The 14,040-nt window shown below is 65.9% G+C and carries 14 protein-coding genes; 5 read left to right on the top strand and 9 right to left on the bottom strand.

All coding sequences use genetic code 11. From position 1 onward, the window contains the following. Positions 1-14 precede the first annotated feature (14 nt). The 6 genes from rnc to rpoZ all read right to left on the bottom strand — a co-directional run bounded on the left by rnc (position 15) and on the right by rpoZ (position 5,600). On the bottom strand, positions 15-716 hold the full coding sequence (gene rnc, locus K3F48_RS11865; RefSeq protein WP_222575652.1) for a ribonuclease III: 702 nt from the start codon (positions 714-716) through the stop codon (positions 15-17). A gap of 16 nt (positions 717-732) precedes the next feature. Further along, positions 733-1,524 (bottom strand): signal peptidase I, encoded by a 792-nt coding sequence (lepB, locus tag K3F48_RS11860; RefSeq protein WP_222575651.1) that lies wholly within the window; start codon positions 1,522-1,524, stop codon positions 733-735. Between the two features lie 126 nt (positions 1,525-1,650). Continuing rightward, a complete protein-coding gene (acpS, locus tag K3F48_RS11855) occupies positions 1,651-2,046 on the bottom strand; it encodes a holo-ACP synthase (RefSeq protein WP_222575650.1) in 396 nt (131 codons plus the stop codon). Then, complete coding sequence (locus tag K3F48_RS11850; protein WP_222575649.1) at positions 2,043-2,810, bottom strand: pyridoxine 5'-phosphate synthase; 768 nt, start codon at positions 2,808-2,810, stop codon at positions 2,043-2,045. Before K3F48_RS11850 ends, acpS begins: the two co-directional genes overlap by 4 nt. A gap of 9 nt (positions 2,811-2,819) precedes the next feature. Then, on the bottom strand, positions 2,820-5,033 hold the full coding sequence (locus tag K3F48_RS11845; RefSeq protein WP_222575648.1) for a bifunctional (p)ppGpp synthetase/guanosine-3',5'-bis(diphosphate) 3'-pyrophosphohydrolase: 2,214 nt from the start codon (positions 5,031-5,033) through the stop codon (positions 2,820-2,822). Between the two features lie 180 nt (positions 5,034-5,213). After that, a complete protein-coding gene (gene rpoZ / locus K3F48_RS11840) occupies positions 5,214-5,600 on the bottom strand; it encodes a DNA-directed RNA polymerase subunit omega (RefSeq protein WP_222575647.1) in 387 nt (128 codons plus the stop codon). Between the two features lie 77 nt (positions 5,601-5,677). Between rpoZ and K3F48_RS11835 the strand changes: the two genes are divergently transcribed. The 3 genes from K3F48_RS11835 (at position 5,678) to K3F48_RS11825 (ending at position 7,324) form a co-directional block, all read left to right on the top strand. Then, entirely contained in the window at positions 5,678-5,821 is a 144-nt protein-coding gene (locus K3F48_RS11835) for a hypothetical protein (RefSeq protein WP_222575646.1), read from the top strand. Between the two features lie 218 nt (positions 5,822-6,039). Beyond that, positions 6,040-6,648 (top strand): NYN domain-containing protein, encoded by a 609-nt coding sequence (locus K3F48_RS11830; RefSeq protein WP_222575645.1) that lies wholly within the window; start codon positions 6,040-6,042, stop codon positions 6,646-6,648. 76 nt (positions 6,649-6,724) lie between these two features. After that, the gene (locus tag K3F48_RS11825) at positions 6,725-7,324 is read left to right on the top strand and encodes a uracil-DNA glycosylase (protein WP_222575699.1); all 600 of its coding nucleotides are present in this window, start codon (positions 6,725-6,727) and stop codon (positions 7,322-7,324) included. An 82-nt stretch (positions 7,325-7,406) separates the two neighbouring features. Here K3F48_RS11825 and smpB read toward each other — a convergent pair whose 3' ends face one another. Together smpB and dapA are read right to left on the bottom strand one after the other, a co-directional pair. Next, positions 7,407-7,883: an SsrA-binding protein SmpB gene (gene smpB, locus K3F48_RS11820; protein WP_222575644.1), complete on the bottom strand. Its 477-nt coding sequence runs from the start codon at positions 7,881-7,883 to the stop codon at positions 7,407-7,409. A gap of 13 nt (positions 7,884-7,896) precedes the next feature. Next, complete coding sequence (gene dapA / locus K3F48_RS11815; RefSeq protein WP_222575643.1) at positions 7,897-8,787, bottom strand: 4-hydroxy-tetrahydrodipicolinate synthase; 891 nt, start codon at positions 8,785-8,787, stop codon at positions 7,897-7,899. 405 nt (positions 8,788-9,192) lie between these two features. Between dapA and K3F48_RS11810 the strand changes: the two genes are divergently transcribed. After that, complete coding sequence (locus tag K3F48_RS11810; RefSeq protein WP_222575642.1) at positions 9,193-11,391, top strand: lytic transglycosylase domain-containing protein; 2,199 nt, start codon at positions 9,193-9,195, stop codon at positions 11,389-11,391. A gap of 153 nt (positions 11,392-11,544) precedes the next feature. Continuing rightward, positions 11,545-12,342 carry a hypothetical protein gene (locus tag K3F48_RS11805; RefSeq protein ID WP_255608883.1) on the top strand — a complete coding sequence of 266 codons (798 nt, stop codon included), beginning with the start codon at positions 11,545-11,547 and terminating at the stop codon, positions 12,340-12,342. Between the two features lie 44 nt (positions 12,343-12,386). Here K3F48_RS11805 and K3F48_RS11800 read toward each other — a convergent pair whose 3' ends face one another. Further along, on the bottom strand, positions 12,387-14,009 hold the full coding sequence (locus tag K3F48_RS11800; RefSeq protein ID WP_222575641.1) for an ABC-F family ATP-binding cassette domain-containing protein: 1,623 nt from the start codon (positions 14,007-14,009) through the stop codon (positions 12,387-12,389). Positions 14,010-14,040 lie beyond the last annotated feature (31 nt).

Below are 14,040 nucleotides of genomic sequence, written 5' to 3'. Positions count from 1 at the left end.
TTTCGCCCGGTTCATCATACCCCTTCCCGGTCTATGCCTTCGCGATCGAGAAAGGCCTGGGCCGCCGATTGCTCCGCGATGCGCTTCGACGCGCCGCCGCCCGCCGCCGCGATGAAGCCCTCGACCTCCACCTCGACCACGAAGAAGGGCGCGTGATCGGGCCCGCTGCGCGATTTCATCTTGTAGCTCGGCGTCGGCAGGCGCCGCCCCTGCGCCCATTCCTGCAGCGAGGTCTTGGCGTCGCGCAGGCGCCGCCCCTGCGTCTGCATGCGCGCGCCGAAGGCCTCGCGCACCACGGCCTCGGCCGCCGCCGCGCCGCCGTCGAGATAGACCGCGCCGATGATCGCCTCGCACATATCGCCCAATATGGCGCGCTTTTTCCGTCCGCCCGTCTGCGCCTCGCCGTCGCCGAGCCGCATGAAGGCGCCGACGCCCCAGCGTTCTGCCACTTCGGCGCAGGATTCCTTGCGCACGAGATCGGCGAGGCGGCGCGACAATTCGCCCTCGCTCTCGGCCGGAAAGCTCTCGTAGAGCATATGCGCGACGACGACGCCGAGCACGCGGTCGCCGAGGAACTCGAGGCGCTCGTAGGAGTCCGTCCGCGCCGTCGAGCCGCTGACGTGAGTGAGCGCATGCTCGAGCAGGCCCCGGTTCGCGAAACCGTGACCGACGCTCGCCTCCAGCGCCTCGAGATCCTTGCGGCCGGGCGATCCCATCTTTCCTGCGCGCGCGTCAATGCGCCGGCTGGAACAGCCGGCTCCAGCGCACGGACCAGGGCCAGCGCCAGAAGGCGAGCGCATATTCGTCCTTCTGCACAGAGAAGAAGATGATCTCGGCGCGGCCGACGAGATTCTCGAACGGCACATAGCCGACGCCGCCTTCGTCCGCCGCAAAGCGCGAGTCCGTCGAGTTGTCGCGATTGTCGCCCATCATGAAATAATGATTCGGCGGCACGACGAAGAGCTCGGTGTTGTCCTTGTAGCCGTGGTCGCCCTCGATCTCGACGATCGTATGGGCGACGCCGCCCGGCAAAGTCTCCGTATAGGTCGGCACCTCGACCTCGCGGCCGTCGCGGCCCTCCTGGCGTTCCTTGGCCTTGGCCTCGCGCGGAACGATCTCGCCATTGATGGAGAGGCGGCCGTCGATCATCTGAATGCGGTCGCCGGGAAGGCCGATCACGCGCTTGATGTAATCCGTCTCATTGTCGCGCGGCAGCTTGAACACGACGACGTCGCCGCGCTTGGGCTCCGAGCCCATCACCCGGCCGGAGACGAGATCGAGCCGCCAATCGAGCACCGGCACGGAGGGGAGCGAATAGTTCGAATAGCCATAGGCATATTTGGAGACGAACACATAATCGCCGATCAACAGGGTCGGGATCATCGAGCCCGAGGGAATGTTGAACGGCTGGAACAGCAATGTGCGAATGACCAGCGCGATGATCAGCGCCTGGACGATCACCTTGATCGTCTCGAGCAATCCCCCTTCGTCGCGCCGTTCCGCGACCGAGACGTTCCTGGTCAAGCTGCGTCACTCCCTCTTGGCCGAAGGCCGCTTTTCCGGTCGTTTGGTGGAAGGCGAGCCTGAAGGCTCGCGGCCCGAGCGCACGCCTGGACCGCGAGCCTTCAGGCTCGCCATCCTCCCGCTCTATCACGTCACCGCCTCGATGAGAACCTGGGCCTGCGCGAGCGGATATTCGTCGGTCAGAGTCAAATGAATGACGATGCGCGCTCCGGCTGGGGCGAGCTCGGCGAGACGCTCGGCGGCGCCGCCGGTCAGCTCCACGGTGGGCTTGCCGGAGGGCAGATTGACGACGCCCATGGCCTTCCAGGTGACGCCGTCCTTTATGCCGGTGCCGAGCGCCTTGGCGCAGGCCTCCTTGGCGGCGAAGCGCTTGGCGTAGGACGCCGCCCGCGACGCGCGCCCGTCGGATTTGGCGCGCTCGACATCGGTGAAGCAGCGGCGCGTGAAACGCTCGCCATAGCGCTCGAGCGCCTCTTCTATGCGACGGATGTCGCAGAGATCGCTGCCGAAGCCGATGATCATGGGGTTGCCGCGACGCCCAAATCGATGGTCCCCTGGTCGATCGCCCGCCGCATCCGCCGGATCGATTCGGAAAGGCCGACGAACACGGCTTCGCCCACGAGGAAATGGCCGATATTGAGCTCGACGATCTGCGGCAGCGAGGCGATGCGCCGCGCCGTCGCATAATCGAGCCCATGGCCGGCGTGGCATTCGACGCCGCGCTCCGCCGTGTGCGCGGCGGCGGCGGCGATGCGTGCGAATTCGCGTTCGGCCAGCGCCGCGTCGCCGATCTCGACCGCATGACACCAGGCGCCCGTATGCAGCTCGACGACGGGCGCGCGGATCGAGGCCGCGGCGTCGATGGCGTCGGGGTTCGGCTCGATGAACAGCGACACGCGAACGCCGGCGCGGTTCAATTCGTCGACGAAAGGAACGAGATGGTCGTGGCCGCCGAAGACGTCGAGCCCGCCCTCGGTGGTGCGCTCGGTGCGCCGCTCGGGCACGAGGCAGACGGCGTGCGGCTGCGTCTTCAGCGCGATGTCGAGCATCTGCTCGGTCGCCGCCATCTCGAAATTCAGCGGCTTGGAGATGCTCGCCTTCAGCCGCGCCATGTCCTCGTCGCGAATATGACGACGGTCCTCGCGCAAATGCGCCGTTATGCCGTCGGCGCCGGCCTCGATGGCGAGCAGCGCCGCGCGCGCCGGATCGGGCGAAAGGCCGCCGCGCGCATTGCGGATCGTCGCGACATGGTCGACGTTCACGCCGAGGCGGATGTGACGTGTCATGATTCGAGCTCACCCATTGACGCGCTCGACCTTGCTGACCACGGCGCTGGCGCGAAGGCGGGCGATGATGTCGTTCAAATGCTTCAGGTCTGCGACCTCGAGGTCGAATCGCATCTCGCGGAAGTCGGGAGAATGGACGCTGAAGGAGACATTGTCGATATTGGCGCCCGTCTCGCCGATCAGCGTCGCCAGCGCGCCGAGCGTGCCGGGCTCGTTGATGGCGGTGACGAGAATGCGGGCCGGGAACAATTCGCGATTCTCGGGATCGATGTCCCAGCGCACGTCGAGCCAGCGGTCGGGCTGATCGTCGAAGGCGGTCAGCGCCGGCGATTGAATAGGATAGATGGTGATGCCCTCGCCGGGGGTCAAAATGCCGACGATGCGGTCTCCCGGCACGGCGCCGCCCTCGGGCGCGAAGCGCACCGGCACGTCGCCGCGCAGGCCGCGAATCGGAATGGCGCTCGCCTCGCCGGTCGCGCCCGGCGCCTTGAACACGACATTCACATTGGACTTCATGCCGAACCAGCCCGGCTCTCCGGGCTCGAGCCGCTTCAGCGGCGCGGGCTGCTTGCGCTCCTCGGTAAAGTCCGGATGCACCGCCTTCACCACATCGCCCGAATAGATCTCGCCGCGGCCGACGGCGGCGAAGGCGTCGTCGAGAGAAGGGCGCGCGAGGCGCGGCAGCGCGATCTTCAGCTTATCGTCGGAATAGGGGCGGCCGGCGCGCTCGAAGGCGCGCGCGACGATCTGCCGCCCGAGCCCGGCATATTGCATGCGCACGGCTTCGCGCGTCGCGCGGCGGATCGCCGCCCGCGCCTTGCCGGTCACGACCAGCGATTCCCAGGCCGCCGGCGGCACATGGCCCTCGGCGCGGATGATCTCCACCTCGTCGCCGTTCTGCAATTGCGAGAGCACTGGCGCGATGCGTCCATTGATCTTGCAGCCGACCGCCGAATTGCCGACCAGAGTGTGCACGGCATAGGCGAAATCGATCGGCGTCGCGCCGCGCGGCAGGGCGATGAGCCCGCCCTTGGGCGTGAAGCAGAACACCTGATCCTGGAACAATTCGAGCCGCGTATGCTCGAGAAACTCGTCCGGGCTGTCGCCATGGGCGAGCAAGTCCAGCGTGTCCTGCAGCCATTTGAAGGCGCGGCTCTCCTTGGCCAGCTCCTCCTTGCCCTCGATGCTGGCGCTGTCCTTGTAGAGCGCATGGGCGGCGATGCCGAAGCGGGCGATCTCGTGCATCGTCGCGGTGCGGATCTGCAATTCGACGCGCTGATGGCCGGGGCCGATCACCGTCGTGTGAATGGAGCGGTAATCATTCTGCTTGGGCGTCGAGACATAGTCCTTGAAGCGGCCCGGCACGCTCGGCCATTTGGTGTGGACGACGCCGAGCGCTCGATAGCAGTCCTCGACCTCGTCGACGATGATGCGGAAGCCGAAGATATCGGAGAGCTGCTCGAAGGCGATGGATTTGCGCTCCATCTTGCGCCAGATCGAAAAAGGCGTCTTCTGCCGCCCGGTGACCGCGGCGTGTATGCCGCGCGCGGAGAATTCTTCCGTCAGCTCCTTCTCGATGCGCTTGATGATGCGGCCGTTCCTGGCGCGCAATTCGTGCAGGCGCGATTCGATGGCGAGATAGGCCTCCGGCATCAGATGGCGGAAGGCGAGGCCTTCCAATTCCTCGCGCAGGCGCTGCATGCCCATGCGTCCGGCGAGCGGCGCATAGATGTCGAGCGTCTCCTGCGCGATGCGCGCGCGCTTCTCGACCGGCACGAAATGCAGCGTGCGCATATTGTGCAACCGGTCGGCGAGCTTGACCAGCAGCACGCGCACATCATCGGCGACGGCGAGCAGCAGCTTGCGGAAGTTCTCGCCCTGGGCGGCTTTCTTGGAGACGAGGTCGAGCTTCTCGATCTTGGTCAGCCCGTCGACCAGCTTGCGGATCTGCGGACCGAACAGCCGCTCGATCTCGTCGAGCGTCGAGCTCGTGTCCTCGACCGTATCGTGCAGCACCGCAGCGACGATGGTGGCGTCGTCGAGCTTGAGGTCGGTCAGGATCGCCGCGACCTCGAGCGGATGCGAGAAATAAGGGTCGCCCGAGGCGCGCGTCTGCTGCCCATGCGCCTTCATGGCGTAGACATAGGCGCGGTTGAGCAGGTCCTCGTCGACCTTCGGATTATATTTGCGAACCCGCTCGACGAGTTCGTATTGGCGCATCATCGGCGTCGCCCAACGATCATGTCGTGCGGACCGTCGGCGGCCTGTCGGAACCCTCGAAGGTGAACGGGCGAGCGAACAAAGAGCCGAAAGCCGGCCCGAGGCCGCGTTTCGCCCTCAATGTAGACCAGCTCGCCCCGCGTCTCCAGCGCCATATGCGTCCGCGCGGGACGGCGCGCGGACCTACTCGCCCTCGTCCTCGACTTCGGCCGGCGGCACCAGGCCTTCGAGGCCGCGCAGCAGATCCTCTTCCGTCATGCGGTCGAATTGCGCGTCGCCCTCTGCGATGTCGGCGCCGCTCGCCGAAAGCGGCGGAGCCGCCTCGGTCTCCGGCTCGTCGACCTCGACATGGCGCTGCAACGAATGAATGAAATCTTCCTTCAGATCGTCGGGGGCGAGCGCCGTCTCGGCGATCTCGCGCAGGGCGACCACCGGATTTTTGTCCTTGTCGCGCTCGACGAGGATCGACTGGCCGGAGGAGATCAGCCGGGCGCGATGCGCCGCCAGCAAAACGAGATCGAAGCGGTTCTCGATCTTGTCGATGCAGTCCTCGACGGTAACGCGCGCCATTTCGACGACTCCCCGAATGATCCCAGTCCGGCGGCTGCTACACCAATTTCGGTGAGGACGCAACGACGAGAACGAGCATGACCGAGACCATTGCACGCGCGGAAAACGCGCATGTCTCAATGTCGCCACAACTGCGGCTGATGATTGCTTCGTTATTTCTGAATGAAATTTGTATTCCCCTCTTGACGCCCGGCGTTTCATGGTCGATCTACAGCGATTAGGGACGTGTAAGTCCGCAGGCGCGATCGTCTGCGCGCCGCGATGAATGACTACGCCGGGACAGAGCGCAGAAACCATCGGGGCGACGCAGAAAAATTATCGCGCGAGGGGCCAAGGACGAAAAATCGTGCGAAGCGCTGCCGTTGGAAGGGTTGCACAGCGCATTCGTCGAGCCGCGATCCTCCCGATGGCTGGAACCCGATGAGCGAGAACGAGACAAATGGCAGACCCGGAACGCATTGCTCTATTCATTGACGGCGCCAACCTCTACGCGACAGCCAAATCGCTCGGCTTCGACATCGATTACAAGCGCCTGCTGCGTGAGTTCCAGTCCAAGGGACGCCTGATCCGTGCCTTCTATTACACCGCTCTGATCGAGGATCAGGAGTATTCCTCGATCCGGCCGCTGATCGACTGGCTCGATTACAACGGCTACGCCGTCGTGACCAAGCCGACGAAGGAGTTCGTCGATTCGCTCGGCCGCCGCAAGGTCAAGGGCAATATGGACATAGAGCTCGCGGTCGACGCGATGGAGATGGCCGAGCATATCGATCATCTGGTGCTGTTCTCCGGCGACGGCGACTTCCGGTCGCTGGTCGAGGCCGTGCAGCGCAAGGGCGTGCGGGTGTCGGTGATCTCGACGATCACCACGCAGCCGCCGATGATCGCCGATGAGCTTCGCCGCCAGGCCGACGAATTCGTCGATCTCATCCATCTCGTCGGCAAGATCGGCCGCGATCCCGGCGAGCGCGCCGAGCGCATGCAGCGCTTCCAGGAGCGCCGTCCGCAGCCGATCAGCCAGGGCGTGACGGAAGACGAGCACGACTGAGTCGTCTCGCCCCTACGGGGGCGAGCCCGACGCCGACTGCCCGCTCTGCCCGCGACTCGTCGCCCTTCGGCGCGAGCTGCGTGCGCGCGAGCCTGCTTGGCATAACGCTCCCGTCCTCGATTTCGGGCCGCGCCGCGCGCGGCTGTTGATCGCGGGGCTCGCGCCCGGGGTCCGCGGCGCCAATCGCACGGGCCGCGCCTTCACCGGGGACGAGGCGGGGCGGCTTCTCTATGCGACGTTCGCGGAGTTCGGCTTCTCGCGTGGCGACTATGACGCGCGCCCTGACGATGGCCTAGAGCTGGTCGACTGTCTCATCGCCAATGTCGTCCGCTGCGTGCCGCCGGGCAATCGGCCGCTGCCGGCCGAGATCGCCGCCTGCCGGCCTTTCCTCGTCGCGACGCTGGAGAGAATGCGCGATCTGCGCGGCGTCGTCGCATTGGGGCGCGTCGCTCATGAGGGCGTGCTGCGCGGCCTGTCGGCGCGGCCGCGCGACTATCCCTTCGCCCATGGCCGCGAGCATGTCGTCGCGTCGAATATGCTGCGAAGAGATATTTTTCTTATCGACAGCTATCATTGCTCTCGGCTCAACACGAATACCGGCGCGCTCACTCCGGAAATGTTTCGGGCGATCTTCGCGCGCGCGAGAGAATTGCTGGATCGCGACGTGCGAGCCTGAAGGCTCGCGGTCCAGTGGGGCGGTGCGCGGACGGCGAGCCGTTAGGCTCGCCGCCGACGACGCTTCGCTCCTCACATGATTCTCAGCCGCGCTCGCGCAAAAGCCGGCTTTTCTCCCGGCCCCAGTCGCGCTTCTTCTCGACCTCGCGCTTGTCGTGCAGCTTCTTGCCGCGGCCGAGCGCGATCTGAAGCTTGGCGCGGCCGCGCGCGTTGAAATACAGCCGCAGCGGCACGATGGTCATGCCCTCGCGCTCGACGCCCTGCGCCAGCTTGGCGATCTCGCGCTGCTTCAACAACAGCTTGCGCAGCCTTTTGGGCTCGTGGTTGAAGCGATTGCCGGCGAGATATTCGGGGATGTTGGCGTTGACGAGCCAAGCTTCGCCCTGCCGATCGACATGGGCGTAGCTCTCGGCGATCGTCGCTTTTCCGGTGCGCAGCGACTTCACCTCGGTTCCGGTCAGGGCGAGGCCGGCCTCGAAGGTCTCGCCGATCTCATAATCGAAGCGCGCGCGCCGATTATCGGCGACGACCTTGAAATTGGACGTCTGCTGCTCGGCCACGGCTTCCCCTCGCTCAGCCGATGAGGCCCGCGTGGACCATCGCCGCTCGGATCGCCGATCGGGTGGCCTCGCTCGAGGGGACGAGCGGCAGCCGCACCTCCTCGCGGATGCGGCCGAGCAGCGACAGGCCAAATTTCGCGCCGGTCACGCCCGCCTCGAGGAAGGTCGCCTGCTGCAGCGCCGTGAGCCGGTCCTGTATCGCGAGGGCCGCGGCGAAATCGCCGGCGAGGGCGGCGTTCTGCATATCCGCGCAGAGCCGCGGCGCAATGTTGGAGACGACCGAGATCACGCCGGTCGCGCCGACGGCGACGCTCGCGAGAGCGAGAATGTCGTCGCCCGAGAATTGGACGAACTGCGGCCCGATGGCGGCGCGCTGCTGCAGGATGCGTCCGACATTGCCGGTCGCGTCCTTCACGCCGACGATGTTCTCGAGCTGCGCGAGCCGGGCCAGAGTGTCGACGCTCATGTCGATCACCGAGCGCGGCGGGATGTTGTAGACGATGATCGGAATCGAGATCGCCTCGCTCACCGCCTTGAAATGCTCGAAGAGGCCGAGCTGATTGGGCTTGTTGTAATAAGGCGTGACCACCAGCACGCCGTCGGCCCCCGCCTGCTGGGCGTGGCGGCAGAGCTCCACCGCCTCCCGCGTGTTGTTGGAGCCGGCGCCGGCGATGACCGGAACCCGGCCGGCGGCCTGACGGATCACGGTCTCGACGACTTGCCTGTGTTCCTCATGGCTCAGCGTCGGGCTCTCGCCCGTCGTGCCGACGGGGACGAGGCCATGCGTGCCGCTGTCGATCTGCCAGTCGACCAGCGCGCGCAAGGCGGCGTAATCGACCGCGCCGCCGGCGAAAGGGGTGACCAGAGCCGTATAGGATCCGCGAAAGACTGCCGTGTCGTGCATATGCCGTCGCTTTCACTGCGCCTTGCCGGCGCCGCAATCGCCGGCCTAGATTATCGGGAAGTGTCTCGGAGAAGGAAGCGCCCTGTCCTCGCCGGGCGAGCCCGCGCAGCTACGGAGGGCGCAGCCGACTCCGCCCGTTCCGAGCCCGTCGCTCCGCCTCGAAGGGCGCGCTCGCTTCCTGTCATAGCCGCTGGGCGACGATGAGGAAAGGGGCCGCAGCCCGTGACGCGGCGTCGAATTGCTCAAAAATATCATCGAGCCGCGGCGGCGGCCGAATTTGCGCCCGGAGCGGGCGGAAGCTGAACAAAGGGTCACTTCGGCGCGGAACTTTTCGCTCTTGGTTGAGGTTTCGGAAACGAAATGGCCGCAGGCTGACGGTTCGTAGAGTATCGGAGCGTAACGTCGATGTCGAAGCGCTTTGGAGGCGCCGCGCGCCTCGTGTTGTGCCTGTCCGCGCTGGGCGCGGCGGCGTCCGTCTATTCGTTCGCGGTCCGCCGGCCCCCCGAGGCGTCCGACGGGGGGACGCAATCCGCCGCGCCGCCGCGGGACGCCAGAGCCTCCGCGCGCGAGGCGCTCGGCGGTTTCGCCGGCCATGTCCGCGATCAAGGTCGCGACGCGGCCGGCGCGCCCGCTCTCGCCTATGCGCCCGCCGACGGCGGCCTGGGCTCCGACACGGAGACGCCGCCGCCGGCCCTCGATCCCGCCGTTCTGCTGGGGCCGGACCTCGAGGCGTTCAATCTCGCGCTCGAAAGCTATAAGGCCGGAGAGTTCTCCGCCGGCGACGCGGCGCTGGCCTCGGTCGAGGCGCCGCTCGCGCGCACGACCGCGCAATGGGCCGGGCTGCGGCTGCATCCGCGCGAGGCGGGCTTTACGCGGCTGTCGCAATTTCTCGCCGAGCATCCCGCCTGGCCGGCGGCGGCCTGGCTGCGCCAGCGCGTCGAGGAGGCGCTCTATGGCGACAAGCATCCCGACCAGCTCGTCGTCGATTATTTCGCGGCGCAGCCGCCGAAGACGCCGGCCGGCAAGCTGGCGCTCGCCCGCGCGATGCTGCGCCGCAGCCAGCCGCTCGAAGTCGCCGCGCTGATCAAGCCGATGTGGCGCGCGGATGATTTCAACGAGGCGCTGGAGACGAGCGCGCGCAAGGAGTTTTCGGAGTTTCTCGACGCCGCCGACCACAAATATCGCGCCGACCGGCTGCTCTACGCCGAGAAGGCCGCCGCCGCTCTGCGCATCGCCGCCCATGCCGGCGCCGATGTGCTGGAGCTGGCCCGCGCCCGCGCCCTCGCTCTGAACGAAACCGCGACCGACAAGAGCTTCGCCGCCGTCCCCGCCGCGCTGCAGAACGACCCCGGGCTTGTGTTCGCGCGGGTCTACACGCTGCGTCACCATAAGAAATTCCTCGAGGCGGCGACGCTGCTGCGCGCCGCGCCGCGCGATCCGGCGCTGGTCGTCGACGGCGACGCCTGGTGGGTGGAGCGGCGGCTCCTCGCCCGCAAGCTGCTCGACCTCGGACGGCCGGCCGAGGCGTTCGAGCTCTGCGCCGGCCATGCGGCGCGCTCGCTCTCCTATCGCGTCGAGGCGGAGTTCCACGCCGGCTGGATCGCTCTGCGCTTCCTCGGCGATCCGGCCGAGGCGGAGCGGCGCTTCGAGACGATCCTGCGCATCGCCGAGACGCCGATCCAGAAATCGCGCGGCGCCTATTGGCTCGGCCGCGCGCGCGAGGCGAAAGCGACGCCAGAGGCGGTCGCCGCGGCGCGCGACGCCTTCGAGCAGGCGGCGCTGCAATCCACCACTTTCTACGGCCAGCTGGCGCGCGAGCGGCTCGGCGTCGCTGCGTCGCCGCTGCGCCCCGGGCCCGCGCCGGCGGTCGGCGAAGCCCGCGACGAAGCGGTGCGCGCCGTCGAATTGCTGTTCGCGCTCGACGAGCGCGCGCTCGCCGCGCCGCTCGCCGCCGACGCGGCCAAGACTCTGGACAATGACGCGCAGCTCGCGGCGCTCACCGCGGTCGCCGAGCGGCGGCGCGACGCCAAGACCTCGCTGACGCTCGGCAAGCTCGCCTCCTATCGCGGCTTCGCCATCGATGACGCCGCCTTTCCGGCCTTCGGCGTGCCGGCCTTCGCGGCGCTGCCGGGTTCGGCCTCGCGCTCGATCGTCTACGCCATCGCGCGGCAGGAGAGCGCGTTCGATCCGAAGGCGGTTTCGAGCGCGGGCGCCATGGGGTTGATGCAGATGATCGAATCGACGGCGCGTCAGACCGCGCGCCAGACCGGAGTCGGCTTCGACATCAAGCGCATGCTCGACGAGCCGGCCTTCAACGCCCGTCTCGGCGCCGCCCATCTCGGCCTGCTGCTCGGCGAGCACAAGGGCTCCTACATCCTCACCTTCGCCGCCTATAACGCCGGCGGCAAGCGCGTGAAGGAATGGATCGACGCTTATGGCGATCCGCGCCGCAAGGACGTCGATCCGGTCGATTGGGTGGAGCGCATTCCGATCAGCGAGACGCGCAATTATGTGCAGCGCGTGATGGAGAATCTGGTCGTCTATCGCGCGAAGTTCGACGACCGCGATCTGCGCTCGCCGCAGAGCGAATTGGCGCGGATGTAAATGTGCACTTCCCTCGGTTCGCGAGCGTTGCCGCTTGTATCGAATCAACAGCCTCGGGCTGAATCCTCAGCGGTTCGCGGCAGGCGAAAGCAGCTCGAGGACGGGAAGACGCGGGGCCACGCTGCGCGCCCGGGCGCTATAAGGGCACTCGGGATGCAGCGCCGTGCATCAGCAGTCGAGCGGGACCGTGAGCACGCTCGCGTGATGGCGAGCCGTTCTCGGAACGAAAACAGCGCGTCATTGCGAGCGAAGCGGATGAACAAAGAATTACTCCAGGTCCCCGATCGCATTCTCAACTTGGCGATGGCGGCTTTAGCACAAGCCAATACGCACGCGGTATTTCAAGATCCGGGCAATGAGCACTGGCTCGCAATGTCTGTCCTCAACACTGCGCATGCTGGCGAACTATTTTTGAAGGCTATAATAGCCAACGAGCATCCATTGCTTATCTTTAAAGACATTTTCAGCCTCGATGACAACAAGGCCGATGAGCTGAGCATTCAAAGCCTTCTGACGCGAGGACGAACACATGACTTTGAGAAGCTACCACAGGTGCTTTGGGCTACGACCGGCATTCGGATTCCAAATCCGAATTGCTACGAACGCTTACGAAAAGCTCGCAATGCGATTCAGCACTTCTGCTTACCTGACGATGACGACCTACGTAAATTGTCACTTGAATATATTTATACTATTATTGATCCATTGATCGCTCAGCGCTTTGGGTTATATGCAATCGATTACCACGATGACCATAACGTCGGATATGATTATGTTGTAGCATGTCTATTGCGGTGGGAGTTTCGCTTTTCTGTGCCCGACAACTTTTCGGTGACTGAAATTGATATTGCTGAGGAAACTGTAGAAGCGACGGCTGCGTATCGGTCATGGCTTCAAGACGAGCTTCGGCGCATAGGCAAGGCGGCGCTCCTCGACGGTCGCCGAAAATGATCAACCGATCGCACACATTCGTGGTGATCTGGAAAAATGCCCCCTCACCCATGCACCCCCGGCGCCTCGCGCCCGGTCCGCTCCACATATTCCACATAGCCGCCGCCGAACTGGTGCACGCCCTCCGGCGTCAGCTCCAGCACGCGGTTGGACAGCGCCGCCAGAAAGCGGCGGTCATGGGAGACGAACAGCATCGCACCCTCATAGGAGGCGAGCGCCGCGACCAGCATTTCCTTGGTGCCGAGGTCCAAATGATTGGTCGGCTCGTCCAGCACCAGAAAATTCGGCGGATCATAGAGCATTTTCGCCATGACGAGACGCGCCTTCTCGCCGCCCGAGAGCACGCGGCATTTCTTCTCCACATCGTCGCCGGAAAAGCCGAAGCAGCCGGCGAGGCTGCGCAGCGACCCCTGGCCCGCCTGCGGAAAGGAATCCTCGAGGCTTTCGAACACGCTGCGGTCGCCGTCCAGCAGCTCCATCGCGTGCTGGGCGAAATAGCCCATCTTCACATTGGCGCCGAGGCTCGCCGAGCCTTCGTCCGGCGCCACGGCGCCCGCGATCAGCTTCAGCAGCGTCGACTTGCCGGCGCCATTGACGCCCATCACGCACCAGCGCTCCTTGCGCCGCACCTGGAAATCGAGCCCCTCATAGATGCTGCGCGAGCCATAGCGCTTATGCACGCGCGCCAGCGTCGCCACCTCCTCGCCCGAGCGCGGCGCCGGCGCGAATTCGAAGGCCACCTGCTTGCGCCGGCGCGGCGGCTCGACGCGATCGATCTTGTCGAGCTTCTTCACCCGGCTCTGCACCTGCGCGGCGTGCGAGGCGCGCGCCTTGAAGCGCTCGATGAATTTGATCTCTTTCGCCAGCATCGCCTGCTGGCGCTCGAACTGCGCCTGCTGCTGCTCCTCGTTCTGCGCGCGCTGACGCTCGTAGAATTCGTAATCGCCGGAGAATGTGGTGAGCGAGCCGCCGTCGATCTCGATGATCTTGCCGACGATGCGATTCATGAACTCGCGATCATGCGAGGTCATCAGCAGAGCGCCGCCATAGCCCTTCAAAAAGCTCTCGAGCCAGATGAGGCTCTCGATGTCGAGATGGTTGCTCGGCTCGTCGAGCAGCATCACATCGGGGCGCATCAACAGAATGCGCGCCAGGGCGACGCGCATCTTCCAGCCGCCGGAGAGGCCGCCGACATCGCCGTCCATCATTTCTTCCGAGAAGCCGAGGCCGGCCAGCGCCTCGCGCGCGCGGCCGTCCAGCGCATAGCCGTCCAGCTCCTCGAAGCGCGACTGCGCCTCGCCATAGCGCTCGAGGATGTCGTCGAATTTGTCCAGCTGATCGGGGTCGGCCATTGCGGCTTCGAGCAACGCCAGCTCGGCGGCCACCGCGCTCGCGGGGCCGGCGCCGTCCATCGTCTCGGCGACGGCGCTGCGGCCGGCCATCTCGCCGACATTCTGGTCGAAATAGCCGATGGTGATCCCGCGATCGATCGACACTTGTCCTTCGTCGGGCGGCTCCTGCCCGGCGATCATGCGGAACAAGGTGGTCTTGCCGGCGCCATTGGGGCCGACGAGCCCGACCTTCTCGCCGGAAAGCAGCGCCGCCGAGGCTTCGACGAAGAGGAGCTGCTGGCCGTTCTGCTTGCTGATGTTCTCGAGGCGTATCATCGCTCAGGCTTTCAGGGTCGATTTGCGCGGC

This window comes from Methylosinus sp. Sm6 (assembly GCF_019802345.1).
GTDB lineage: Bacteria > Pseudomonadota > Alphaproteobacteria > Rhizobiales > Beijerinckiaceae > Methylosinus.
Note: the sequence above shows the minus strand (reverse complement) of the source record. Positions and strands in the feature narration are given on the sequence as shown.